The sequence below is a fragment of the Paraburkholderia caledonica genome (assembly GCF_000383275.1).
In the GTDB taxonomy this organism is placed as follows: Bacteria; Pseudomonadota; Gammaproteobacteria; order Burkholderiales; family Burkholderiaceae; genus Paraburkholderia; species Paraburkholderia caledonica.
In genome coordinates this window covers 676,543-700,454 of the sequence record NZ_KB911034.1, presented here as the reverse complement: position 1 = coordinate 700,454, position 23,912 = coordinate 676,543, and the positions used below count along the sequence as shown (strand labels likewise).

The following is a 23,912-nucleotide window of genomic DNA, read 5'->3' as shown; positions in this document are numbered from 1 at the left end:
GCGCGTCCGCTGGCGCGTCCGCTGGCGCGTCCGTCGGTGCGTCCGTTCTTCACGGCCGCGCCTTGCGTTTTTCGACAACGCTCGCGACGACTTCCGCCGCACGCTGCGCAGTGTTCTGCTTCAGCACGTGGTGCATCTCCGTGAAGATTTCCGTCAGCGTGCGCCGGTTGGCTTCATCGCGCAACTGTTTCAGCGTGGCTTCGGCCAGCGCTTGCGGCGTCGCGAAATGCTGGAGGATTTCCGGTACCACGAAGCGCCCCGCCAGAATGTTCGGCAAACCGACATACGGCAGGTAGCCCTGCCGGCGCATGATCTGACCGGTCAGCCACGGCACCTTGTACGAGATGACCATCGGCTTTTTCAGGAGCGCCGCCTCGAGCGTGACAGTGCCGCTTTTCACGAGGATCGCGTCGGCGGCCGTCATGGCGAGTTGGGACTGGCCGTCGGTAATGGTCAGCGCGAGGCCGGGGTGCGAGTCGACCAGCGGGCGCAGCATTTCTCGCAGCGCGGGCGTCGCCGCCGGCATCACGAAGCGAAGACCGGGCTCCTGATGCTGCATCATTTCCATCGCCGCGAAGAACGTCGGCCCGATCAGGTCGATCTCCGAGCGGCGGCTACCCGGCAGCACCGCGATGACAGGACCGCTTTCCGCGAGACCGAGCGTCCGGCGCGCGCCGAGCGTGTCGGGTTCGAGCGGAATTTCGTCGGCAAGCGGATGACCCACGTACGAAGCCGCGACGCCCGCTTTTTCAAGCAGCGCCGTTTCGAACGGGAACACGCACAGCATATGGTCGACGGCCTTCGCGATCTTTTTGATGCGCCCACCGCGCCACGCCCAGATCGACGGGCACACGAAGTGAATCGTCGGAATGCCCGCCTCGCGCAGCGGATGTTCGAGCCCGAAGTTGAAGTCGGGCGCGTCGACGCCTACGAACACCGCTGGCGGCTCGGCCAGCAGCTGGCGCTTCAGGTCGTTGCGAACACGCAGGATTTCGGGAATGTGCCGCAGCGCTTCAACATAGCCGCGCACGGACAGCTTTTCCATTGGCCAGTGCGCGTCGAAACCCGTGGCGATCATGCGCGGGCCGCCGATTCCGTAGTAGTGCGTGGCGGCAGGCAGGCGGCTCGCGAGGCCGTTCAGCAGCGACGACGCCAGCAGGTCGCCGGACGGCTCGCCGGCCACCATCGCGATGCGTAGCGGACTTGGTTGCAATGCCATCGTTTAGCGGATGATGCCGCGCTGCGACGCTTCGACAAATGCCAGCAGCGTTCGCACCGGCTCGTCGCCGTCGCCGCCGGCCGACGCCAGTTCACGCAACTGCACTTTCGCTTCTTCGAGCGACAGGCTGTTCTTGTACAGCAGGCGGTACGCGGAGCGCAGCGCCGAAATCGCGTCCGGCGAGAAACCGCGGCGGCGCAGGCCTTCGACGTTGATGCCGTGCGGCTCGGCCTTGTTGCCGGCCGCGATCACGAACGGCGGAATGTCCTGCACGAGCGCGGAAGCGCCGCCCAACATGGAATGAGCGCCGATGCGCACGAACTGATGCACGCCCGACATGCCGCCGACGATCGCATGGTCGCCGATCGTCACGTGGCCCGCCATCTGTGCGTTGCTCGAAAGAATTACGTTGTTGCCGACGTGGCAGTCGTGCCCGATGTGCACGTACGCCATGATCCAGTTGTCGTCGCCGAGCGTGGTCACGCCCGCGTCCTGCACCGTGCCGGTGTGGATCGTGGTGAACTCGCGGATCGTGTTGCGGTTGCCGATTTCGAGCCGGGTGGGCTCGTCTTTGTACTTCATGTCCTGCGGACGGCCGCCGACCGATGCATAGTGGCCGATCCGGTTGTCTTCGCCGATCGTGGTGTGGCCTTCGATCACGCTATGCGAACCGACAGTGGTCCGGGCGCCGATCGTCACGTGGGCGCCGATCACCGCATACGGTCCAACTTCGACGGATTCGTCGAGTTGAGCGCCCGGTTCGACGATCGCAGTGGGATGAATCCTGCTCATGCGTCCTCGCTTCTGATTCTGTTGCGTTGTCTGGATGGGCTGGGTCGAGCCGGCAGCGTCATGAGGCGCCGGCTGCCCGAACATTGACTCAGGCGTCCTTGTCCGTGTGACGCACAGCGCACATCAGGTCTGCTTCCGCCGCCACCGCGCCGTCCACTTCGGCTCGCGCCTTGAACTTCCAGATGCCGCGCATATGCCGCTCGAACGTGCAGTTCAGGATGAGCTGATCGCCGGGCTCCACGACGCGCTTGAATCGCGCGTTGTCGATACCGACGAACAGGTACAGCGTGTTCGACGGGTCGCTCGGCTCTTCCGAGAACGTGAGGAGCGCTGCCGTTTGTGCGAGCGCTTCGAGGATCAGCACGCCAGGCATGACGGGACGCGTCGGGAAGTGCCCCTGGAAATACGGCTCATTGATCGACACGTTCTTCAACGCTTTGATGCTCTTGTGCGGCTCGAGTTCGAGCACCCGGTCGACCAGCAGGATCGGGTAACGATGTGGCAGCAGCGTGAGAATCTTATGAATGTCGAGATTGATTTTTTCGGTGCTCATGGTGTTTCTGCTCACGCATTGACTGCGCGATGATGACTGCGGATGCTGGTGCAGGTGGGTTGGTAACGCGTGCTGCCGGCGCTCGCCGTGACCTGATTGCCGTGCCACCGGGTCACGGCAACCGTCTTTGCTTCCTGATATTCGCCCGCCATTTTACGCGGTACTGGCGGGCCGCCCAGAAATCTAGCTTTTGTCGCTCTGTGAATTGCCCGTCGCGCCCGATGCCAAAGGTGCTGGCGTGTTGGCCGGCTTCGCGTCCGGCCGGTCAGCCGAGGCAGTTTCCAGCGCCTTGATACGGTCGCGGAGCTTGTCGATATTGCGCAGCAAAGCCGCGCTTTTGTTCCAGTCAGCGTGGTTCACGGCCGGGAATGCGCTCGTGTACATGCCGGGCTTGAGCAGCGACTTCGACACGCCGGACTTCGCGGTGACGATCACGTAATCGGCGAGCGTCACGTGCCCGGCAATCCCGACCGCGCCGCCGATCATGCAATGACGGCCGATCGTGGTGCTGCCCGCGATACCCGCGCAACCGGCGATTACCGTGTAAGCGCCCACCTTGCAGTTGTGGCCGATCTGCACGAGGTTGTCGATCTTCACGCACTCTTCAATGATCGTATCGGCCATTGCGCCACGATCGATCGTGGTGTTCGCGCCGATTTCGACATCCGCTGCAATCGATACGCCGCCAACTTGCGGAATTTTCACCCAGCTACCGGTACGCGCTTCGCCTTCGCCGACGAAATCCGGCGCGAATCCAAAACCGTCGGAGCCGATTACCGCACCCGCGTGCACGATCACGCGCTCGGCGAGCTTGCAGCCGTGATACACGGCCACATTCGGATACAGATGCGAACCCGCGCCGATGCGAGTGCCGCGGCCAATGACGACATTCGCGTCGAGCCGCACGTTTTCGCCGATGACAGCGCCGGCTTCGACCGTAACGTGCGGTCCGATCACTGCGCTCGCAGCGATCTGCGCAGACGGGTCGATCGTCGCGCTCGGATGAATGCCGGGCGCGACTTTTGGCGTAGCGAGGTCGATGAAGGTTTGCGCGACGCGCGCGAAATAAGCGTACGGGTTCGGCGTGACGATGAAGTTACGGGCGCTGCGGGACGTGAGCTTCGCCAGGTCGTCGGCATTGATCAACACGGCGCCAGCCTGGGTCGTTTCCACTTGCGACAGGTACTTGGGGTTCGCGAGGAACGCCAGCTGGTCCGGACCTGCCTGGTCGAGCGGCGCAAGGCTGCCGACGCGCTGCGAACCGTCTCCTACTACTTCACCGCCGAACCGTTGGACGATGTCCTCGAGCGTAAATGCCATGCCTGTCCTGTCTCCTGCTGTTCAGTGCGTCTTGTCAGAGTCGCCGGTGAGAGCCCCGCCCCGGCTCGCCTTCCGCAGTTCAAGCGCGGCGGCGTACTTCGGTTCGCGTAAAGCTGATCTGCAGCTCACCAGACGGCGCGCGTCGTGCGCGGCGTTTGCATTCAACGCCCTGGCCGAGGCCGCCCTTCAACCGCTGCTTGCAACGCTCCTGCCTGTGCTCTTAGTTGCCCGAGGCCGCGAGGGCCTTAAGCACCTGATCCGTGATGTCGATGCGCGGGCTCACATACACCGCTTCCTGAACGATCAGGTCGTAATGCTGTGCCTCGGCGATCTGCTTGATCACCTTGTTCGCACGGTCCAGCACCGCCGCCAGTTCTTCATTGCGACGCTGGTTCAGGTCCTCGCGAAACTCGCGTTGCTTGCGCTGAAAGTCCGTGTCTAGTTGTGACAGATCGCGCTGCTTTTGCGCGCGATCCGCCGACGACATCGACGCACCGCTCTTGTCGAGCGAATCGGACATCGACTTCAGCTTCTGGGCCATGTCCGCGAGGTCCTTGTCGCGCTTCGCGAACTCGGCCTCGAGCTTGACCTGGGCCGCCTTTGCCGCAGCCGATTCCCGCAGAATCCGGTCCGAATTCACCGCGGCAATCCTGGCTTCCTGCGCGTGCGCTACTCCGACGCCCAGCGTCATTGCCAGCGCCAGCGCGCAAGCCACACGTTTCGAAAACATACCGGTTAGCAAAGTGATCCTCTCGATACTGTTGTTTGGCGAGCTGTCCGCAACGCGGATCAGAACGCCGTTCCGATCTGGAACTGGAACTTCTGATACTGGTCGCCCGTATGCTTGGTCAGCGGGAAGCCCAAGCTCAGCTTGAGCGGTCCGATCGGCGAAATCCACGCGAGGCCGACACCGTAGCCGTAACGCAGACCGTTAGCGCCATTCGACGTGGCGGCGCTGCTCGCGTCCGCCCACACGTTACCCGCGTCGAGGAACGTGAATACGCGCAGGGTTCGATCATAGCCGGTGCCCGGCAACGGGAACGTCAACTCGATATTGCCGACGAGCAGCTTCGAGCCGCCGATCGGGTCGCCCGTGGTGGCGTCGCGAGGACCAAGCGAACTCGGCTCGTAGCCGCGGACCGAACCGATACCGCCCGCGTAGTAGTTCTTGAAAATCGGGTACGGCTTGCCGCCCATGCCCTTGCCGTAGCCGCCCTGGAAGTTGAAACCCAGCACGAAGCCACGCGAGAACGAGTAATAGTACTGCGCGTTGATGTCGGCCTTGTAATACTGGGTGCCGCCGATCGGCGTGCCGTATTCGGCGTTTGCCTGCGTGAAGTAACCGCGGCTCGGTACCAGCGCGCTATCTCGCGCATCGCGCGACCAGCCGACAGTAAGCGGTACGTTGTTCGACACGCGGCCAAAGTCCTGAACGTATTGCTTATACGACGCAGGCGTGTTCGCGTCGACGTCCAGCTGGTTCTGCTCGAGACCCGCGCCGAAGTACACCGTATCCACTTCGGAGAACGGAATACCGAACTTCAGGTCGCCACCGATCGTAACGATCTTGAAGCTCGAGTCGGTCGAGTAATACAGCGGCTGATAGGTACGGTAATAGACGTCGGTAATACGCTTGATGCCGTCGACCGTGAAGTACGGATCGACCTGCGTAACCGTCAACGTCCGGTAGGTTTTCGCAGTATTGACGTTCACCGCGAGGCTCGTACCCGAGCCGAACACGTTGTCTTGCGAGACGCCGGCCGACAGCACCACCTTGTCGGTCGACGAAAAGCCCGCGCCCAGCGTGATCGCGCCCGTCGGCTTTTCAGCGACCTTGACGTCCACATCCACCTGGTCAGGCGTGCCTTCCACAGGAATGGTGGTCACGTCGACGTCGGTGAAATAGCCAAGACGGTTGATACGGTCTTTCGACAGTGCGAGGCGGTTCGAGTCGAACCACGAGCTTTCGAGCTGACGCATTTCGCGGCGCACCACTTCGTCGCGCGTGCGTGTATTGCCGACCACATTGATACGGCGTACATAGACGCGGCGGCTCGGGTCCACCTGCAACGTCAGGTCGACCTTGTGGTTCGACTGGTCGATCTGCGGCTGCGCGTTGACGGTCGCGAACGCGTAACCATATTCGCCCAGTTTGTCGACGATCGACTTCGTGGTGGCCTGCAGCTTTTCGGCCGAAAAGCGATCGCCCGGTTTGATCTTGATGAGCTTGGCGAGCTCCGGCTCGCGGTCGAGCAGATTGCCGGCCAGCTTGATGCTCGAGATCGTGTACGGCTCGCCTTCATGCAGCGTGACCGTGAGATACATGTCCTTCTTGTCCGGCGTGATCGACACCTGTGTCGACTCGATATTGAACTCGAGGTAGCCGCGGTTCAGGTAATACGAACGGACATTTTCGAGGTCGCCGGTGAGCTTGTCTTTCGCGTACAGATCGTTCTTCGTGTACCACGAGAACCAGTTCGGCGTGGACAGCTGCATTTCGTCGCGCAGCGTGCCCGTGCTGAACGCCTTGTTGCCGATAAAGTTGATCTGGCGGATCTTGGCGCTCGGCCCTTCGGCCACCGAGAACAGCACCGAGACGCGATTGCGGTCGATCGGCGTGATCGTGGTCGTGACCTCGGCTGCATAGTAGCCGCGCGTCAGGTACTGACGCTTCAGTTCCTGTTCGGCCTTGTCGACGAGTGCCTTGTCGTAGTAACGGCCTTGCGACAAGCCCACGGCGCGCAGCGCCTTGGTCAGGTTTTCCTTGTCGAATTCGTGAATGCCCGCGAAGTCGATCGTGCCAATGGCCGGACGCTCCAGCACCTGCACGATGACAACATTGCCTTCGGTCGCGATCTTGACGTCGTTGAAGAAGCCCGTTGCGTACAGTGCGCGAATGGCTTCCGATGCCTTGTCGTCGCTGAACGTGTCGCCCTGCTTGATAGGCAGATAGGCGAACACGGTACCAGGTTCGACGCGTTGCAATCCCTCGATCCGGATGTCTTGCACCACGAAGGGCGTGGTTGCGTGGGCGACCAGCCCATGCGCGGCGAATGCCGCGGTTATAACCGTCTTCGGAACAAAGCGATGAGGTTTAAACAACGTGCTTCCCCAGTGTGTATAGCTGCATCAGGTCGGACGGTCGCCATTGTTAGCGCCGCCGGACACTTTAAAAGTGGATTAAACGAGCGAGATCGTTGAACAGTGCAATCGCCGACAAAGCGACGATGCAGGCGAGACCCGCCCTCTGAAAAACGAGTTGCCAGCGATCGGAGACAACTTTACCGGTCACAGCTTCAACCAAATAATATAACAGATGACCCCCGTCCAATACCGGAATTGGTAGCAGGTTCAGTACACCGAGGCTAATACTGACGAGGGCCAGGAACGACAGAAATGCAGAAGGACCGAGACGTGCACTCTTTCCCGCGTAATCGGCGATCGTCACCGGACCCGAAAGATTTTTCAGCGAAGCGTCGCCGACGATCATGCGGCCGAACATCCGCACCGAATAAACCGCCAGGTCCCACGTACGGCGTGCGCCAAGTTGAAGGCTTTCGAAAGGTCCATAACGCACATTGATGGACGGCACCTGGGTCGCCAGTTCCGCGCCGATGCGGCCGACCTGCTGCCCCGTTGCCGCGTCGCGCTGCGCCTGCGGAACAATGGTGATGTCTTCGAGCTTGCCCTGCGTTTGATCCTGCACTTTGCCGCCGGCCGCGCGCTCCACTTGCAGCGTCAAAGGCTTGCCGGCGTGCGATTTTACATACGCGATGAAGGCCGTGGCGTTGTCGGTTGCCATGCCGTTGATCGCGCGCAAACGGTCGCCCGGAACAAGCCCGGCTTTCTGCGCCGCGCTGCCCGGCTGCACACCCGCAACGGTCAGCTTGCCGCCGCCGGGTTCGAAGCCGAGGCGCGACATGAAGTCGTCGTCTACGTCCTTTTCACCGACACCGCGCAGATCGAGTTGGAAGTCCGACGTGCCGCCCGGGCCTTTCGCGCTCAGCACGACACGCTTGTGATCGAAAGCTGCGCCCAGCAACTTCCAGCGCAAGTCAGACCAGGACCGCACCGGCTCGGAGTCAGCAGCGTTCTCCGTGCGCACCGCCACCACCGTCTCGCCACCTTCGAACCCGGCGACGGCAGCCGCCGTGTTCGGCGCGGGCACGGCCAGAATGGCCGCAGGCTCTGTGACGCCGGTGGCGAACACGAGGCCGAACAGCACGATGGCGAGCAGGAAATTGGCGACCGGCCCGGCCGCCACGATCGCGATACGCCTCCACACCGACTGCCGGTTGAACGCATGCGGCAACGCTTCGACAGGAATCGGCGCGCTGCCGGTCTCGCGCTCGTCGAGCATCTTCACATAGCCGCCGAGCGGCAACGCGGCAACGGTCCATTCGGTGCCGCTCTTAGGACTGACCCACTGGAAGAGCGGCTTGCCGAAGCCGATCGAAAAGCGCAGCACCTTGACGCCGCACAGCCGCGCCACGCTGTAATGCCCATATTCGTGGACGACCACGAGCACGCCAATCGCAACCGCGAAGGCGAGCACTTCGATCAGCAGATTCATAAGCGCCTCACTGGACGGCGCGTTCCGTGCGGCGGGCGGCGTCAGGCAGACGCGCGATGAATTCGGCAGCGGCGCGACGCGCTGCGGCGTCTGCTTCGATCACGTCTTCGAGCGCGTGCGCGCTGCCGTTCGGCAACCCGTTGAGCACCGAGTCGACCACTTGCGCGATCGCCATGAAACCGATCTGGCGCGACAGGAACGCTTCAACAGCAATTTCGTTAGCGGCGTTGAGCGCCGCACTGGCGAGGCCGCCTTCGGCAAGTGCCTTCATCGCCAGAGCCAGACAGGGGAAACGCGCGTAGTCCGGCTTCTCGAACGACAGCGACGCGATTTCCGCGAGGTCCAGTTGCGCGACGCCCGAATCGACACGATCCGGGAACGCGAGCGCATGAGCGATGGGCGTACGCATGTCCGGGTTGCCGAGTTGCGCGAGCACCGAGCCGTCGGCGTACGAAACCAGCGAATGGATCACGCTTTGCGGATGAATCAGCACGTCGATGCGCTCGCCCGGCAAGCCGAACAGCCAATGAGCCTCGATCACTTCGAGGCCCTTGTTCATCATCGTGGCGGAGTCGACCGAAATCTTGCGGCCCATGACCCAGTTAGGGTGCTTGCAGGCTTCTTCGGGTGTGACGCCAGCGAGCGTGGCGGGTTCGCGCGTACGGAACGGGCCGCCCGACGCGGTCAGAATGATCTTGGACACGCCGCCATGCAGCGCGGCTTCGCGCGGCAAGCACTGGAAAATAGCGTTGTGTTCGCTGTCGACAGGCAGCAGAACCGCGCCGTTGTCGTGGACCGCGTCCATGAAGATCGCGCCCGACATGACCAGCGCTTCCTTGTTGGCAAGCAGAATCCGTTTGCCGGCGCGCGCGGCGGCGAGGCTCGGCGCGAGGCCTGCCGCGCCCACGATGGCCGCCACGACTGTGTCGCAGCCGCTGGCCTTCGAAACGTCGACGAGCGCCTGAGCGCCGTAAGTCACTTCGGTCTTGCAGCCCGCCTCGCGCAACTTGGCCGCGACGCGCGCTGCCGTGTCGGCGTCGCCGACCACCGCGACTTCCGGCCGGAAGCGCAGGCATTGCTCGACGAGTTTGTCGCCGTTGCGGTGTGCAGTGAGCGCATAAACCGAAAAACGCTCCGGATGACGCGCGACGACGTCGAGCGTGCTGTCTCCAATCGAGCCCGTGGAACCGAGCAATGTCAGACGTTTTTGCATATCTCTTTCTCTAGCCGAGCAGCAGCATGGCAAGCGGCAGCACCGGCAACAATGCGTCGATGCGGTCGAGCACGCCACCGTGCCCCGGCAACAGGCCGCTCGAATCTTTCACGCCGGCCTGGCGCTTCATCATGGATTCAAAAAGGTCGCCCACCACGCTGAACACCACCAGCAGGGTCAGCGCAAGCAGCGCACGCGGGGCGCCCCAATGCGCCCACAAGCCGGAATACAGGGTCGGCTCGAACGCATGCAAAACGACCGCCGCCAGCGCGACAATCATGACGACGAGCCAGCCGCCGATCGCGCCCTCCCACGTCTTGCCCGGGCTGATGGCGGGCGCGAGCTTGTGCTTGCCGAACGCCTTCCCCGAGAAGTATGCGCCGATATCGGCGAGCCATACCAATAGCAGCAGTGACAGCACAAACGGCACACCCTGCATGCGCGCGGCGACGAGAGCATGCCAGCACGCGACGAATATCACAATCCCGGCGAGAAACAGGAAGTTACGCCACGCGCCCTGCGCGAGCGTCGGTTTGCGCAGCAGCACGAACGGGCCGGCGATCACCCAGAAAATGGCGGCCGCTTTGTAAAACGGCCGTGCATCGTCGACGCCGATGCCGAGACGCGTGCTGGCCACTAGCGCCACCGCCGCCACCAGCGCGTAAATGACGGGGCCCGCGCCGCCCAGCTTGAGCAGGCGCGCCCACTCCCACGCAGCGAAGACGACGACGAACGCAATCAGCGCGCCGAACGCGCCGACCGGCGCGAACAACGTGACGGGCAGGAACACCGCCAGGAGGACGACCGCCGTGATGACACGGGTTTTTAGCATGGAAGCGAATCGACGTTTTGCGATTGCGGCTCGAGTTGAGCACTGGTGCGGCCGAAACGGCGCTCGCGCTCAGCATATGACGCGATTGCGTGGCCGAGGGCGTCGGCGTCGAAATCCGGCCAGAAGATGTCGGTGAAGTAGAACTCGGTGTAAGCGAGCTGCCACAGCAGGAAATTGCTGACGCGCCGCTCGCCGCCCGTGCGGATGAAGAGATCGGGCTCGGGCGCATATGCCATGGACAGATGTTCGGCGAACGATTCCTCGTTCACCTCGACCGCCTTGCCTGCCAGCGCCGACTGCTCGGCGAGCTTGCGGGTGGCCTGCATAATGTCCCAGCGACCGCCGTAATTGGCTGCGATGGTCAGCGTGAGGCGCGTATTGCGCGCGGTCTTGGTCTCGGCGCGCCTGATCAGATCGCGGATGCGCGTATCGAAACGTTCGAGATCGCCGACCACCCGCAAACGGATGCCGTTCGCGTGCAGCTTGCCGATCTCGCGCTCGAGCGCGGTGACGAACAGGCGCATGAGGAACGACACTTCCTCGTTCGGCCGACGCCAGTTTTCGGAACTGAAGGCAAACAGCGTCAGATATTCGACGCCCTGACGGGCGCACGCCTCGACGGCTGCACGCACAGCGTCGACGCCGCGCGTATGACCGGCCACGCGCGGCAAGCGGCGCTGGGTGGCCCAACGGCCATTGCCGTCCATGATGATCGCGATGTGTCGCGGCACCGCAGCGACATCAGGCACGCGCACGGTTGAACTGGTGTAGGTCATGGCCGTCGGGACAATAACTGCAAATGAAGAAGTGCAAACCTTGAATTGGTGAATGCTCCCAGACCTGGCGCTGCATGACTGACATTTCGCGCCAGCCCCTGTAGGGGGCAGGAAAACCCGTGCCGGCTCCGTGTCTGCACGGAGCCGAGCAACATCACACCGTCATGATCTCTGCTTCTTTGGTCACGACGAGCTTGTCGATTTCAGCGACGAATTTGTCCGTCAGCTTCTGAATGTCGTCACCTGCACGGCGCTCGTCGTCTTCCGAAATTTCTTTGTCTTTGACGAGCTTTTTCAGTTGCTCGTTAGCGTCGCGGCGCAGATTTCGGACAGCGATCTTGGCCGTTTCGGCTTCGCTCTTGACCACTTTCGTCAGCTCGCGGCGGCGTTCTTCGGTCAGCGCGGGCATCGGTACGCGGATCACGTCGCCCTGCGTAGCCGGGTTCAGACCGAGGTCCGACTCGCGGATCGCCTTTTCGACGACTTGAACCATCTTCTTTTCCCACGGCTGAACGCCGATCGTGCGTGCGTCGATCAGCGTCAGGTTCGCGACCTGAGAAATAGGCACCGGCGAGCCGTAGTAGTCGCACTGGATGTGATCGAGCAGGCCCGTGTGCGCACGGCCCGTACGGATTTTCGACAGATCGTTCTTGAACGCGTCGATGGAACGCTGCATCTTTTGCTCAGCGCCCTTCCTGATATCAGCCACAGACATTTTTAAACCTCCGAACCTTCAAAACTGTGCGAGCCGGCCAGCACGCGCGATATGCGGCGGCCCGGGCCCGCGTCGAAGCCCACGTTATGTGAACGAGAGTTTACACGTGGACGAGGGTGCCCTCGTCCTCGCCGAGCACGATACGCTTGAGCGCGCCCGGCTTGACGATCGAAAACACGCGGATCGGCAGCTTCTGGTCGCGGCACAGCGCGAACGCGGTCGCGTCCATGACCTGCAGATTGCGGCCGATTGCCTCGTCGAAGCTGATCGTCGTGTAGCGCGTCGCGCTCGGATCTTTCTTCGGGTCGGCGGAGTAGACGCCGTCTACCTTGGTGGCTTTCAGCACGACTTCAGCGCCGATTTCCGAGCCGCGCAGCGCGGCGGCCGTGTCGGTCGTGAAGAACGGGTTGCCGGTTCCGGCCGCGAAAATCACGACTTTACCTTCTTCGAGCTGGCGAATCGCGCGCGGGCGGATATACGGCTCGACCACCTGGTCCATACGCAGCGCGGACTGCACACGCGCCTCGATGCCTGCATGCCGCATGGCGTCCTGCAGTGCCAGCGCGTTCATCATGGTGGCCAGCATGCCCATGTAGTCGGCCGTGGCGCGGTCCATACCGGCCGCGCCGCCTGCTACACCGCGAAAAATATTGCCGCCGCCGATCACCACGGCCAACTGCGTTCCAAGACGGACCACTTCGGCCACGTCCGCCACCATTCGTTCGATGGTCGCGCGATTGATGCCGAAGGCATCATCGCCCATCAGAGCTTCACCGGAGAGTTTGAGCAGAACGCGTTTGTAGGCAGTGGGCATAGGGGTATCCAGATCGCGCAGAACAGGGCAACAACAAGGGACTAATGTAGGGGTGAAATGCTGATTCGGGCAAGCGCCGCCAAATTGATCGACACATGAGGCTCGTCAATGGCGGCTGCACAGCGGGGGTCGACCCGCGCGCAGCCTTGCGGCGCTGCCGACCGCGGCACAGTCTTGCTCTGCCGCGGGTACAACGGTACTAGCTGAAGCTTAGGTGAAGCTTATTGTTGCTTTGCAGCAGCCACTTGAGCGGCGACTTCAGCAGCGAAGTCGTCCTGCTTCTTCTCAATGCCTTCGCCGACCACGAACAGCGCGAACTTCTGGACGCTCGCGTTGCCAGCCTTCAGCATCTGCTCGATCGTCTGCTTGTCGTTCTTAACGAACGTCTGGTTCAGCAGCGACACTTCCTTCAGGTACTTCTGCACGCTGCCGTCGACCATCTTGGCGACGATTTCAGCCGGCTTACCCGATTCGGCGGCCTTCTGCTCAGCGATGCTGCGTTCCTTGGCGATCAGATCCGCCGGCACGTCGTCCGACGACAGCGAGACCGGCTTCATTGCGGCGATGTGCATAGCCACGTCCTTGCCGACCTGCTCGTCTGCGCCCGCGTACTCGACCAGCACGCCGATGCGCGTGCCGTGCAGATACGCAGCCAGCTTGTTCGACGTCTCGAAACGCACAAAACGGCGGATCGACAGGTTTTCACCGATCTTGCCGACCAGCGCGAGACGCACTGCGTCGACGGTCTGGCCGTCGAGCGGCAGAGCCGACAACGCGGCGACGTCAGCCGGGTTTTGCGTTGCGACCAGCTCGGCGATCTTCTTCGAGAAAGCCAGGAAGTCGTCGTTCTTCGAGACGAAGTCGGTTTCGCAGTTCAGTTCGACCAGCGAACCCGCATTGCCGCCAATGAACGAGGCAACCACGCCTTCAGCCGTGACGCGCGATGCAGCCTTGCTCGCCTTGTTGCCCAGCTTCACGCGCAGCAGCTCTTCAGCGCGCGCCATGTCGCCGTCGGCTTCCGTCAGCGCTTTCTTGCATTCCATCATCGGCGCGTCGGTCTTTGCGCGCAGTTCTGCAACCATGCTTGCGGTAATTGCCGCCATCATTTGCTCCTTGAGTTCGATCTGTCACACGCCGCCCGGACTTCGATACCGGCGGCAAGAATTCGTTTCAGCGTTATGCGCATTTTTTACGGATAACGCGTCGGACACAGCCCCAGCCGGAGACAGCGCCCCACTACGGCGTCGCGGCTTAAAAAAAGGGGGCCTGTAGAAAGCCCCCTTTTTTGCCGGACACAGGGCAGCTTTACGCTTCCGCGTTGACCTCGACGAACTCGTCGCCGTCGTCGCCGCGTGCAGCCTGCACCACTTCGTTGACCGCATTGGCGCGGCCTTCGAGGATCGCGTCAGCCACGCCAGCCGCGTACAGAGCGACGGCCTTGCTGGCGTCGTCGTTACCCGGGATCACGTAGTCGATGCCTTCCGGCGAGTGGTTCGTATCGACCACTGCGATGACCGGCACGCCGAGCTTGTTAGCTTCGGTAACAGCGATCTTGTGATAGCCGACGTCGACCACGAAAATCGCGTCCGGAATGCCGCCCATGTCCTTCACGCCGCCAATCGACTTTTGCAGCTTGGCCATTTCGCGTTCGAACAGGAGCGCTTCCTTCTTGCTCATGCGTTCCGTTTCACCTGCTTCCAGCGCTGCTTCCATGTCCTTCAGGCGCTTGATCGAAACCTTCAGCGTCTTGAAGTTGGTCAGCATGCCGCCGAGCCAGCGTGCGTTGACGTACGGCATACCCGCGCGCTGCGCTTCCTGAGCGATCGTGTCGCGCGATTGACGCTTCGTGCCGACGAACAGGATCGTGCCGCGGTTTGCTGCCAGTTGACGCGCGTACTTCAGCGCGTCGTTGTACATCGGCAGGGTCTTTTCGAGGTTGATGATGTGAATCTTGTTGCGATGACCGAAAATGAAGGGGGCCATCTTCGGGTTCCAGAAGCGCGTTTGGTGACCGAAGTGGACACCGGCTTCCAGCATTTGACGCATGGTAACTGCCATGAAAATCTCCGCGAGGGTTGGGTCTTAAGCCGGCTGCCGTATCCGCCGCGCTGCCAGGTCAAGTCTTGCCTGGCTACGCGCCGCGGACACCCTGGGTGCGCCGGCTTGCGAGTCTGCTGCCCGGTACAGCTTTTCCCATGGCTCGGGCAGCCAGCGCCACGGGAAGCGTCGCTCACATCTGCCTGACACTGCTGACTGCCCAGACGGGTAGCCAGCGGCGACAAGAGAAGGACCGACTTAGCCAAAGATTATAGCATGCGACTATCGGCCGACTCAACCTGCCCGGTTGCCCGTCTTCGCTGCCGCCGGTTGCACCCGGACGCCTGCCGCCGCCTCGTGCCCTGCCGCGAGGCCATAAATGACGGGGCATCAATCCCGGCGCAAAAGCCGTCCGGCGACCGCCAAAACGCTGCGGCACCGGGAATATGGTGCGATAATCCCGGGATAAATCGCATTTCAGGCCCGACTCATGGCTATCACGCTAAAAAACGAACACGATATCGCGCAAATGCGCGTCGCCTGCAAACTGGCGAGCGAAGTGCTCGATTACATCACGCCGTTCGTCACCGCTGGCGTCACGACCGGCGAACTCGACCGCCTGTGTCACGAATACATGCTGAAGGAACAGGGCACGGTCCCCGCGCCGCTGAACTATCAGCCGCCCGGCTATCCGCCCTACCCCAAGGCCACCTGCATTTCTGTCAACGACGTGATCTGCCACGGCATTCCCGGCGACAAGACGCTCAAGAATGGCGACGCGCTGAACATCGACATCACGGTGATCAAGAACGGCTATTTTGGCGATACGAGCCGGATGTTCATCGTGGGCGAGGGTTCGATTCTTGCCAAACGGCTCGTTCAGACCACTTTCGAATGCATGTGGCTCGGCATCGACCAGGTGCGCCCGGGTGCGCATCTGGGTGACATCGGCTACGCAATCCAGAAACACGCCGAGGCGCAAGGCTACAGCGTGGTACGCGAGTATTGCGGCCACGGCATCGGCACGGTGTTCCATGAAGATCCGCAGATTCTGCACTATGGCCGTCCCGGCACAGGGCTCGAACTGCAAGCCGGCATGATTTTCACGATCGAGCCGATGATCAACGCCGGCCGCCGCGACATCCGCACCATGCCTGATCAGTGGACGGTCAAGACCAAAGACCGCAGCCTCTCGGCGCAATGGGAGCACACGGTGCTCGTGACGGAATCCGGCCACGACGTACTGACCGTTTCCGCCGGCACGCCCGCGCGCCCGCCGATGGTCGCCGCCACGGCCTGACCGATTTCGCTCCCCGACCTTCAGCCGCCCATGAGTAGTGTTCCAGCCGTCGCCCCGTCCCATGCCAAGTCGCTCAAGGCGGACTACAAAGTGGCCAAAGCCCAGTTGCTGGAACGCTTCAAGACCGCCACCAACGTGGAAGCGTTGATGGCGGCGCTTTCGCGCACCACCGACGACTCGCTGCGCGCCGCCTGGAACACCTGCGAACTGCCCTCGGATCTTGCGCTCCTCGCAGTGGGCGGTTATGGCCGTGGCGAACTCGCGCCGCACTCCGACATCGACATTCTGGTGCTGCTGCCCGATGCGCCGCTCGAGCACCTCGAAGCGCGTATCGAGCGTTTCATCAGCCTGGCATGGGATCTGGGACTGGAACTCGGCAGCAGCGTACGCAGCGTTTCGCAGTGTCTCGAAGAAGCCGCGAACGACGTGACCGTGCGCACGTCGCTGCTCGAAGCGCGGCGCATTACGGGCAGCGCGGCGCTGTTCGACGACTTCGCAAAGCGTTATCGCGAGGCGCTCGACCCGAAAGCGTTTTTCCAGGCCAAAGTACTGGAAATGCGCCAGCGCCACGCCAAATTTCAGGACACGCCTTACGCGCTCGAGCCGAACATCAAGGAAAGCCCGGGCGGGCTGCGGGATCTGCAGCTGATTCTATGGATCACCCAGGCGGCCGGGTTCGGCAGCAGTTGGCGCGAACTCGAAGCGCGCGGTCTCATTACAGAGCGCGAAGCGCAGGAACTGCGGCGCAACGAAGGCTTCCTGAAGTCGCTGCGCGCCCGGTTGCACGTCACCGCCGGCCGTCGTCAGGACATTCTGGTGTTCGACCTGCAAACTGCGGTGGCGGAAAGTTTCGGCTATAAGCCCACCGCCACCAAGCGCGCAAGCGAACAGCTGATGCGCCGCTATTACTGGGCCGCCAAGGCGGTCACGCAGCTTGCCACCATCCTGATCCAGAACATCGAGGCGCAGCTTTTCCCGAGCACGAGCGGCATTACCCGCGTGCTGTCGGACCGCTTCGTCGAAAAGCAGGGCATGCTCGAGATTGCGAGCGACGATGTGTTTCAGCGCGAGCCGAACGCGATTCTCGAAGCGTTCCTGCTGTACGAGCAGACGCCGGGTGTCAAAGGCCTGTCGGCGCGCACGCTGCGCGCCATCTACAACGCGCGCGAGGTGATGGACCAGCACTGGCGGCGCGATCCGGAAAACCGGCGGCTCTTCATGGACATCCTGAAGCAGCCGGCCGGCATCACGCACGCGTTGCGCCTGATGAACCAGACGAGCGTGCTCGGGCGCTATCTGCTCAACTTCCGGCGCATCGTCGGACAGATGCAGCACGACCTGTATCACGTCTACACGGTCGACCAGCACATTCTGATGGTGCTGCGCAATCTGCGGCGCTTCGCGGTCGCGGAACACGCGCATGAGTATCCGTTCTGCAGCCAGTTGATCGTCGGCTTCGACCGGCCATGGGTGCTGTACGTCGCGGCGCTGTTTCACGATATCGCCAAGGGCCGTGGCGGCGACCACTCCACGCTCGGCATGGCCGACGCGCGGCGTTTCTGCCGCAATCATGGCATCGAGGGCGAAGACGGCGACCTGGTGGTCTGGCTCGTGCAGCAGCACCTGACCATGAGCCAGGTCGCGCAGAAGCAGGACACGAGCGACCCGGAGGTCATCAAGCGTTTCGCCGAACTGGTCGGCAACGAACGCCGTTTGACCGCGCTGTATCTGCTGACCGTGGCCGACATCCGCGGGACCAGTCCTAAAGTCTGGAACACGTGGAAGGGCAAGCTGCTGGAAGACCTGTACCGCGCGACGCTCGCAGTGCTCGGCGGCGCGCGTCCGGACGCGCATTCGGAACTGGAGTCGCGTCAGGAAGAGGCGCTCGCGCTCCTGCGCCTCGAAACGGTGCCTGAAGGCGCGCAGAAAGCGCTGTGGGACAAGCTCGACGTCGGCTACTTCCTACGCCACGACGCGGCGGACATCGCATGGCAAACGCGCGTGCTCTACCGTTACGTCGAGACGCCCACGCCGATCGTTCGCGCCCGCCCCTCGCCGATCGGCGAAGCGCTTCAGGTGCTCGTGTATGTGAAGGACCAGCCGGATCTGTTCGCCGGCATTTGTGCGTATTTCGACCGCAACGGCCTGTCGGTGCTCGATGCCCGGGTCAGCACCACGCGTCACGGCTATGCGCTGGATAATTTCCTCGTCGCGCATACCGAAGAAGACGTGCATTATCGCGACATTGCCAATCTCGTCGAGCAGGAACTGACCGCGCGCCTAACCGGCGACGGCACCTGGCTCCCGGGGCCGTCGAAGGGCCGCTTGTCGCGGCTTTCGCGAACCTTCCCTGTTACACCGCGCGTCGATCTTCGGGCCGACGAGCGCGGCCAGTACTACATCCTGTCCGTGTCGGCGAACGACCGGCCAGGCCTTCTTTATTCGATCGCGCGCGTGCTGGCCGAACACCGGGTCGGCGTCGCGTCGGCGCGGATCAACACGCTCGGCGAACGCGTCGAGGACGTGTTTCTGCTGGACGGACACGGTCTGTCGGACAACCGCCTGCAAATTCAGGTCGAGACGGAACTGCTGCGCGCGATCGCAGTGTGAGATTTCATGCGAGACAAATTAACAGCCAAGCACCCGCGGCCGGCTTCGTCCGAACGCGCCCCTGTCCGTAGCGGCAGCACGTCGGCACGTAAGCCGACACGGCCGGCAGGACCGAAATCGTCAATGGCGGACCCGAGTGGCCCGCGAGGCGAAGGCGCGGGGACGTCGTCCGGTGGGAAGCGTCCGGCTGGCGCAGGCGCGCGCGGACCGCGTGCGCCCCGCCCGGAAGGCTCGTTCTCGCGCGAACGCGAAGCGGGCGGAGCCGGCGGCGCACGACGTGCGACGTCTGACCGGCCGCCGCGCAGCGAGAGTGCGGGCGCACCGGCGCGGCGTTTCGAAGGAAGCGGCGAGCGTGGTCCGCGGCGTGAGGGTGGTGAGCGCGCGCCGCGCAGGTTTGAAAATCGCGCGGCTGGCGACGAGCGGGCGCCGCGCGGCGCTGGCGGTGAACGCAGCGAGCGCGCACCGCGTCGGTTTGAGGATCGGACGGGTGGTGGCGAGCGTGCACCTCGTGGCCCTGGCGGTGAACGCGCGCCGCGCCGTTTTGAAAATCGCTCGGGCAGCACCGACCGTGCGCCCCGCCGCTTTGAAGACCGTGCTGGTAGCAGCGAGCGGCCGCCGCGTGGACCTGGTGCCGAACGCAGCGAACGCGCACCGCGCCGCTTTGAAGATCGCGCGGGCAGCACCGACCGTGCGCACCGCCGCTTCGAAGACCGTGCTGGTAACAGCGAACGGTCGCCCCGTGGCCCAAGTGCTGAACGCGGCGAACGCGCACCGCGCCGTTTCGAGGATCGCACGGGCGGCACTGACCGCGCGCCCCGCCGCTTTGAAGACCGTGCTGGTAGCAGCGAGCGGTCGCCCCGTGGCCCAAGTGCTGAACGCGGCGAACGCGCCCCACGCCGGTTCGAAGACCGCACCAGCAGCACCGACCGCGCGCCTCGCCGTTTCGAAGGAAACGCAGACCGCGGCGCCTCGCGCGGCTTCGACGGCGAACGCCGTCCGACCAGCGGCCCGCGGACGGGAGCAAGCCGTCCCGCGGAAGGCGGCCAGCGTGGCGAGCGTCCGACGCGTGGTGAACGCGACGCTTCCGACCGCCCCCGCTTCAGCGCAGACCGCGGCGCCTCGCAAGACCGCCGCGGCGGCGAGCGCAGCTTTGCCAAGCCCGTCAAGAGCGGCTATGGCGACCGCGCCGATCGTCCGGCCCGCGCAACTGGCGACGCACGAGGGGACCGGGGCGAACGAGGCGACCGCGCACCGGCTCGCCGCGAATTCGGTGACCGCGCCGCCCCGCGCACCGACCGTGCGGAACGCCCGGCACGCAGCTTCGACAAGGCGCCGGCGGCCGAACGCCGTTTCACCGACGAGCGCCCCGCGCGAGCCAGCAAGGCGCGCGGCGCCGCTCCGGCCGAACATCGCCCGCACGCTGAGGCTGCCCCGCGCACGCCGCGTCGGGATATCGAGGACGCGCCCGGCACCCTGCGCCTCTCCAAGCTCATGTCCGAACTGGGCCTGTGCTCGCGCCGCGAAGCCGACGAATGGATCGAGAAAGGCTGGGTGCTCGTCGACGGCGAGCGGATCGACACGTTAGGCACGAAGGTTCGCCCCGATCAGCGGGTCGAGATCGATCCTGCTGCCGAGGCCGTGCAAGCAAGCCAGGTCACCGTGCTGATCCATAAGACTGTCGGCTACGTGTCGGGCCAGGCGGAAGACGGCTACCAGCCGGCCATCACGCTCGTCACGCCGGAGAATCGCTGGGAGGGCGACCGCTCGGACATTCGCTTCTCGGTTGCGCATTTGCGGCAACTCGCGCCGGCCGGGCGTCTCGACATCGATTCGACAGGCTTGCTGGTGTTGACGCAGGACGGCCGCATCGCGAAGCAGCTGATCGGCGGCCATTCCGACATCGACAAGGAATATCTGGTGCGCGTCGCCTACGGCGAGCACACGGTCGACGTCGAAAGTCACTTCCCTCCGGAAAGCCTCGCGCTGTTGTGCCACGGTCTCTCGCTCGACGACGTTCCGCTCAAGCCGGCGCAAGTCAACTGGCAAAACGGTGAGCAGTTGCGCTTCGTGCTGCGCGAAGGAAAGAAGCGCCAGATTCGCCGGATGTGCGAACTGGTCGGCCTCGAGGTTCTTGGCCTGAAACGCGTGCGGATGGGCCGTGTGATGCTTGGCGCGCTACCGCCTGGCCAGTGGCGTTACCTCGCAGCGGACGAGTCGTTCTGACGTCATCCAGCAAGCTCAGAGGCTGCGAGATCGACCGCTTCGTGTGATCTTGAAGCGTAGCGAGCGCCGCAGCAGCCCAATAAAAAACCCACGCATTTGCGTGGGTTTTTTATTGTCAACGCGCGGCGCCGGCCAAGGGCCAAGGGCCAACGGCCAACGGGCCGCATCAATCGTCGCTATTCGGATCCATGTCCGGAAACAGCACTTCTGTAAAGCCAAACTTGGCGAAGTCGGTAATCCGCATTGGATACAGCTTGCCGATCAGGTGATCGCATTCGTGCTGTACGACGCGCGCATGAAAACCTTCGGCGACGCGGTCGATCGGCGTGCCGTACTGGTCGAAGCCGTGATACTTGATCATCGAAAAGCGGCTGACCGCGCCGCGCAGGCCCGGAACGGAAAGGCAACCCTCCCAGCCCTCTTCCATATCCAGCGAAACCGGCGTGATAGTCGGATTGATCAACACCGTTTCCGGCACCGGCGGTGCATCCGGATACCGTTCGTTGCTGCCGAACCCGAAGATCACCACCTGCAGATTGACGCCGATCTGCGGCGCGGCGAGCCCCGCTCCGTTCGCATGGTGCATGGTCTCGAACATGTCTTTCACGAGTTCATGCAATTGCGGCGTGTCGAAGTGATCGACCGGATCGGCAATGCGCAACAGGCGCGGATCGCCCATCTTGAGAATTTCGCGGATCATAACTGCCCCTCCAGGAGCTTACGCATACCATCTTCGTCGAGTACGGGAATGCCGAGTTCCTCGGCCTTCGCTAACTTGCTGCCTGCTTCGGCCCCCGCCACCACATAGTCTGTTTTCTTGGACACCGAGCCGGCCACTTTCGCGCCGGCCGCTTCGAGCATTTCCTTCGCCTCCTCGCGAGCGAGGTTCGGTAAGGTGCCCGTCAACACAACGGTCTTGCCGGCCAGCACGCCCTGCGGCGCCTTCGGCGCGGGCGGCCCTTCAGGCCACGTGACCTTGCCCGGCGCGCGCAGTTGCTCGATCACCGTGCGGTTATGCTCTTCGGCGAAAAACTGGTGAATGGATTCGGCGACGACCGGCCCGACGTCGTTGACCTCCAGCAATGCTTCCACCGAGGCCTCCATGATCGGATCAAGCGAGCCGAAGTGCTTCGCCAGATCTTTCGCCGTGGATTCGCCGACATGGCGGATGCCGAGCGCGTAAATAAAACGGGCAAGCGTAGTGTGCTTGGCCTTTTCGAGCGAGTCGAGCAGGTTCTGCGCGGACTTGTCTGCGAAACGGTCGAGCTCGGCGAGCGTCGAGAAGCCGAGGTTGAACAGATCGGCGGGCGTGCGCACCAGGTTCTGTTCTACCAGTTGGTCGATGATCTTCTCGCCCAGCCCGTCGATGTCCAACGCGCGCCGCTGCGCGAAGTGCCATAGCGCCTGCTTGCGCTGGGCCGGACAGAACAGACCGCCGGTGCAACGTGCAATCGCCTCGTCGGGTAGCCGCTCGATGTTCGAGCCGCACACCGGACAATGCGTAGGCATCACAAATTCATGCGCGTCAGGCGGGCGGCGGTCGATGAGCGCGCTCACCACTTCCGGAATGACATCGCCCGCGCGCCGCACGATCACCGTGTCGCCGATACGGATGTCCTTGCGACGCACTTCGTCTTCGTTATGCAGCGTGGCGTTCGTGACAGTCGCGCCGCCGACGAACACGGGCTCAAGGCGCGCCACGGGCGTGATCGCGCCGGTGCGCCCCACTTGCACGTCGATCGCGACCAGTTTGGTCAACGCTTCCTGCGCCGGGAACTTGTGCGCGAGAGCGAAACGGGGCGCACGCGACACGAAGCCGAGCGCGTCCTGCTCGTCGCGCCGGTTGACCTTGTACACGACGCCGTCGATGTCGTACGGTAACTTGTCGCGCTTCTCGCCGACCGCATGGAAAAACGCGAGCAGACCTTCGGCGCCCTTCACGACCGCGCGCTCCGCATTGACGGGCAAGCCGAGTTCCTTGTACCAGTCGAGCAGTTCGCTATGCGTCGCCGGCATCTCGACGCCTTCGAGCACGCCGATGCCATACGCAAAGAACGACAGCGGCCTTTGCGCGGTGATTTTCGAATCGAGCTGACGCAAGCTGCCCGCCGCGGCGTTGCGCGGATTGGCAAACTCCTTGTGACCCGCGGTGCGCTGACGTTCGTTCAGACGCTCGAAGTCGCGCTTGAACATCAGCACTTCGCCGCGCACGTCGAGTATGTGCGGCACGCGCTTGCCCTTCAGCTTGAGAGGAATAGAGCGGATCGTGCGGACGTTCTCCGTGACGTTCTCGCCAGTCGTGCCGTCGCCGCGCGTGGCGGCCTGCACGAAGACGCCGTCGACATAGCGCAGCGAGATCGCGAGGCCGTCGAACTTCAACTCGGCCGCGTAGTCGACCGGCACCGGCGGTTCCTTCGCATTGTTGCCGAGTGCGTCGCCCACGCGCTTGTCGAACGCTAGGATGTCTTCGTCTGCGAAACCGTTGTTCAGTGACAGCATGGGCTGGTCGTGAACGACCGGCTCGAACCCGCTTGCCGCCTCGCCACCAACGCGCTGCGTAGGCGAATCAGGGACGATCAGATCGGGATGCTCCGCCTCGATGCTCTCCAGTTCCTTGAACAGCTTGTCGTACTCCGCGTCCGGCAAGTCGGGCTGGTCGAGAACGTAGTACGCGTAATTGGCGCGTTCGAGTTCCGCGCGCAGCCACGCGGCCCGCTCGGCCGGGGCGCTGGTTGCTGGATCTGAGGCGGGAGTTCGAGCCATGCTGTAGGCGCTTCTTCAGTGAAATTGGACACTGGATTATCGCAGGAAGCGTGCCCCTTTACATCGGCCGAATGGCCAGCTTGCAGACCTGAGCGCGTGTATGCGAAAGTCGGCGGCGTCGCTCTTCAAAACGACAACGGCCGCGCATTGCGCGGCCGTTCGAGGCGTTTTG

Annotated in this window: 19 protein-coding genes; 3 read left to right on the top strand and 16 right to left on the bottom strand. The window is 63.3% G+C overall.

The genetic code is table 11. The features are described from left to right. Nucleotides 1-49: 49 nt before the first annotated feature. From lpxB to rpsB, 14 genes are all read right to left on the bottom strand, one after another. Nucleotides 50-1,219 (bottom strand): lipid-A-disaccharide synthase, encoded by a 1,170-nt coding sequence (gene lpxB, locus H281_RS0103195; protein ID WP_027804252.1) that lies wholly within the window; start codon nt 1,217-1,219, stop codon nt 50-52. A 3-nt stretch (nt 1,220-1,222) separates the two neighbouring features. Further along, the gene (gene lpxA / locus H281_RS0103190; protein ID WP_027804251.1) at nt 1,223-2,011 is read right to left on the bottom strand and encodes an acyl-ACP--UDP-N-acetylglucosamine O-acyltransferase; all 789 of its coding nucleotides are present in this window, start codon (nt 2,009-2,011) and stop codon (nt 1,223-1,225) included. An 88-nt stretch (nt 2,012-2,099) separates the two neighbouring features. Continuing rightward, the gene (fabZ, locus tag H281_RS0103185; RefSeq protein ID WP_020065638.1) at nt 2,100-2,564 is read right to left on the bottom strand and encodes a 3-hydroxyacyl-ACP dehydratase FabZ; all 465 of its coding nucleotides are present in this window, start codon (nt 2,562-2,564) and stop codon (nt 2,100-2,102) included. 183 nt (nt 2,565-2,747) lie between these two features. Then, nucleotides 2,748-3,884 (bottom strand): UDP-3-O-(3-hydroxymyristoyl)glucosamine N-acyltransferase, encoded by a 1,137-nt coding sequence (gene lpxD / locus H281_RS0103175; protein ID WP_020065636.1) that lies wholly within the window; start codon nt 3,882-3,884, stop codon nt 2,748-2,750. Between the two features lie 220 nt (nt 3,885-4,104). Further along, nucleotides 4,105-4,626, bottom strand: coding sequence for an OmpH family outer membrane protein (locus tag H281_RS0103170; RefSeq protein WP_027799514.1), 522 nt, complete (start codon nt 4,624-4,626; stop codon nt 4,105-4,107). Nucleotides 4,627-4,673: 47 nt separating this feature from the next. Beyond that, a complete protein-coding gene (gene bamA / locus H281_RS0103165) occupies nt 4,674-6,986 on the bottom strand; it encodes an outer membrane protein assembly factor BamA (protein ID WP_027804250.1) in 2,313 nt (770 codons plus the stop codon). Nucleotides 6,987-7,053: 67 nt separating this feature from the next. Next, a complete protein-coding gene (rseP, locus tag H281_RS0103160; RefSeq protein WP_020065633.1) occupies nt 7,054-8,457 on the bottom strand; it encodes an RIP metalloprotease RseP in 1,404 nt (467 codons plus the stop codon). A 7-nt stretch (nt 8,458-8,464) separates the two neighbouring features. Continuing rightward, the gene (locus H281_RS0103155; protein WP_020065632.1) at nt 8,465-9,670 is read right to left on the bottom strand and encodes a 1-deoxy-D-xylulose-5-phosphate reductoisomerase; all 1,206 of its coding nucleotides are present in this window, start codon (nt 9,668-9,670) and stop codon (nt 8,465-8,467) included. A gap of 10 nt (nt 9,671-9,680) precedes the next feature. Further along, on the bottom strand, nt 9,681-10,502 hold the full coding sequence (locus H281_RS0103150; RefSeq protein WP_020065631.1) for a phosphatidate cytidylyltransferase: 822 nt from the start codon (nt 10,500-10,502) through the stop codon (nt 9,681-9,683). Then, nucleotides 10,496-11,278, bottom strand: a complete 783-nt coding sequence (gene uppS / locus H281_RS0103145; RefSeq protein ID WP_020065630.1) for a polyprenyl diphosphate synthase — start codon at nt 11,276-11,278, stop codon at nt 10,496-10,498. The genes H281_RS0103150 and uppS overlap by 7 nt, the downstream gene beginning before the upstream one ends. A 154-nt stretch (nt 11,279-11,432) precedes the next feature. Continuing rightward, the gene (gene frr, locus H281_RS0103140) at nt 11,433-11,993 is read right to left on the bottom strand and encodes a ribosome recycling factor (RefSeq protein ID WP_027775328.1); all 561 of its coding nucleotides are present in this window, start codon (nt 11,991-11,993) and stop codon (nt 11,433-11,435) included. A 100-nt stretch (nt 11,994-12,093) separates the two neighbouring features. After that, nucleotides 12,094-12,807 (bottom strand): UMP kinase, encoded by a 714-nt coding sequence (gene pyrH / locus H281_RS0103135; protein WP_006048674.1) that lies wholly within the window; start codon nt 12,805-12,807, stop codon nt 12,094-12,096. 221 nt (nt 12,808-13,028) lie between these two features. Beyond that, on the bottom strand, nt 13,029-13,910 hold the full coding sequence (tsf, locus tag H281_RS0103130) for a translation elongation factor Ts (protein ID WP_020065628.1): 882 nt from the start codon (nt 13,908-13,910) through the stop codon (nt 13,029-13,031). Nucleotides 13,911-14,112: 202 nt separating this feature from the next. Beyond that, nucleotides 14,113-14,865 carry a 30S ribosomal protein S2 gene (gene rpsB / locus H281_RS0103125; protein WP_006048672.1) on the bottom strand — a complete coding sequence of 251 codons (753 nt, stop codon included), beginning with the start codon at nt 14,863-14,865 and terminating at the stop codon, nt 14,113-14,115. A 469-nt stretch (nt 14,866-15,334) separates the two neighbouring features. Here rpsB and map point away from each other — a divergent pair, with 469 nt between their 5' ends. The 3 genes from map (at nt 15,335) to H281_RS37605 (ending at nt 20,977) form a co-directional block, all read left to right on the top strand. Further along, a complete protein-coding gene (map, locus tag H281_RS0103120; RefSeq protein WP_020065627.1) occupies nt 15,335-16,144 on the top strand; it encodes a type I methionyl aminopeptidase in 810 nt (269 codons plus the stop codon). 30 nt (nt 16,145-16,174) lie between these two features. Then, the gene (locus H281_RS0103115; protein WP_027804249.1) at nt 16,175-18,754 is read left to right on the top strand and encodes a [protein-PII] uridylyltransferase; all 2,580 of its coding nucleotides are present in this window, start codon (nt 16,175-16,177) and stop codon (nt 18,752-18,754) included. A gap of 123 nt (nt 18,755-18,877) precedes the next feature. Beyond that, complete coding sequence (locus H281_RS37605) at nt 18,878-20,977, top strand: pseudouridine synthase (RefSeq protein WP_020065625.1); 2,100 nt, start codon at nt 18,878-18,880, stop codon at nt 20,975-20,977. Nucleotides 20,978-21,143: 166 nt separating this feature from the next. Here the strand turns inward: H281_RS37605 and def are convergent, their stop codons facing one another. Then, the gene (gene def / locus H281_RS0103105) at nt 21,144-21,677 is read right to left on the bottom strand and encodes a peptide deformylase (RefSeq protein ID WP_020065624.1); all 534 of its coding nucleotides are present in this window, start codon (nt 21,675-21,677) and stop codon (nt 21,144-21,146) included. Further along, nucleotides 21,674-23,740: an NAD-dependent DNA ligase LigA gene (gene ligA, locus H281_RS0103100; RefSeq protein WP_020065623.1), complete on the bottom strand. Its 2,067-nt coding sequence runs from the start codon at nt 23,738-23,740 to the stop codon at nt 21,674-21,676. The genes def and ligA overlap by 4 nt, the downstream gene beginning before the upstream one ends. Nucleotides 23,741-23,912 lie beyond the last annotated feature (172 nt).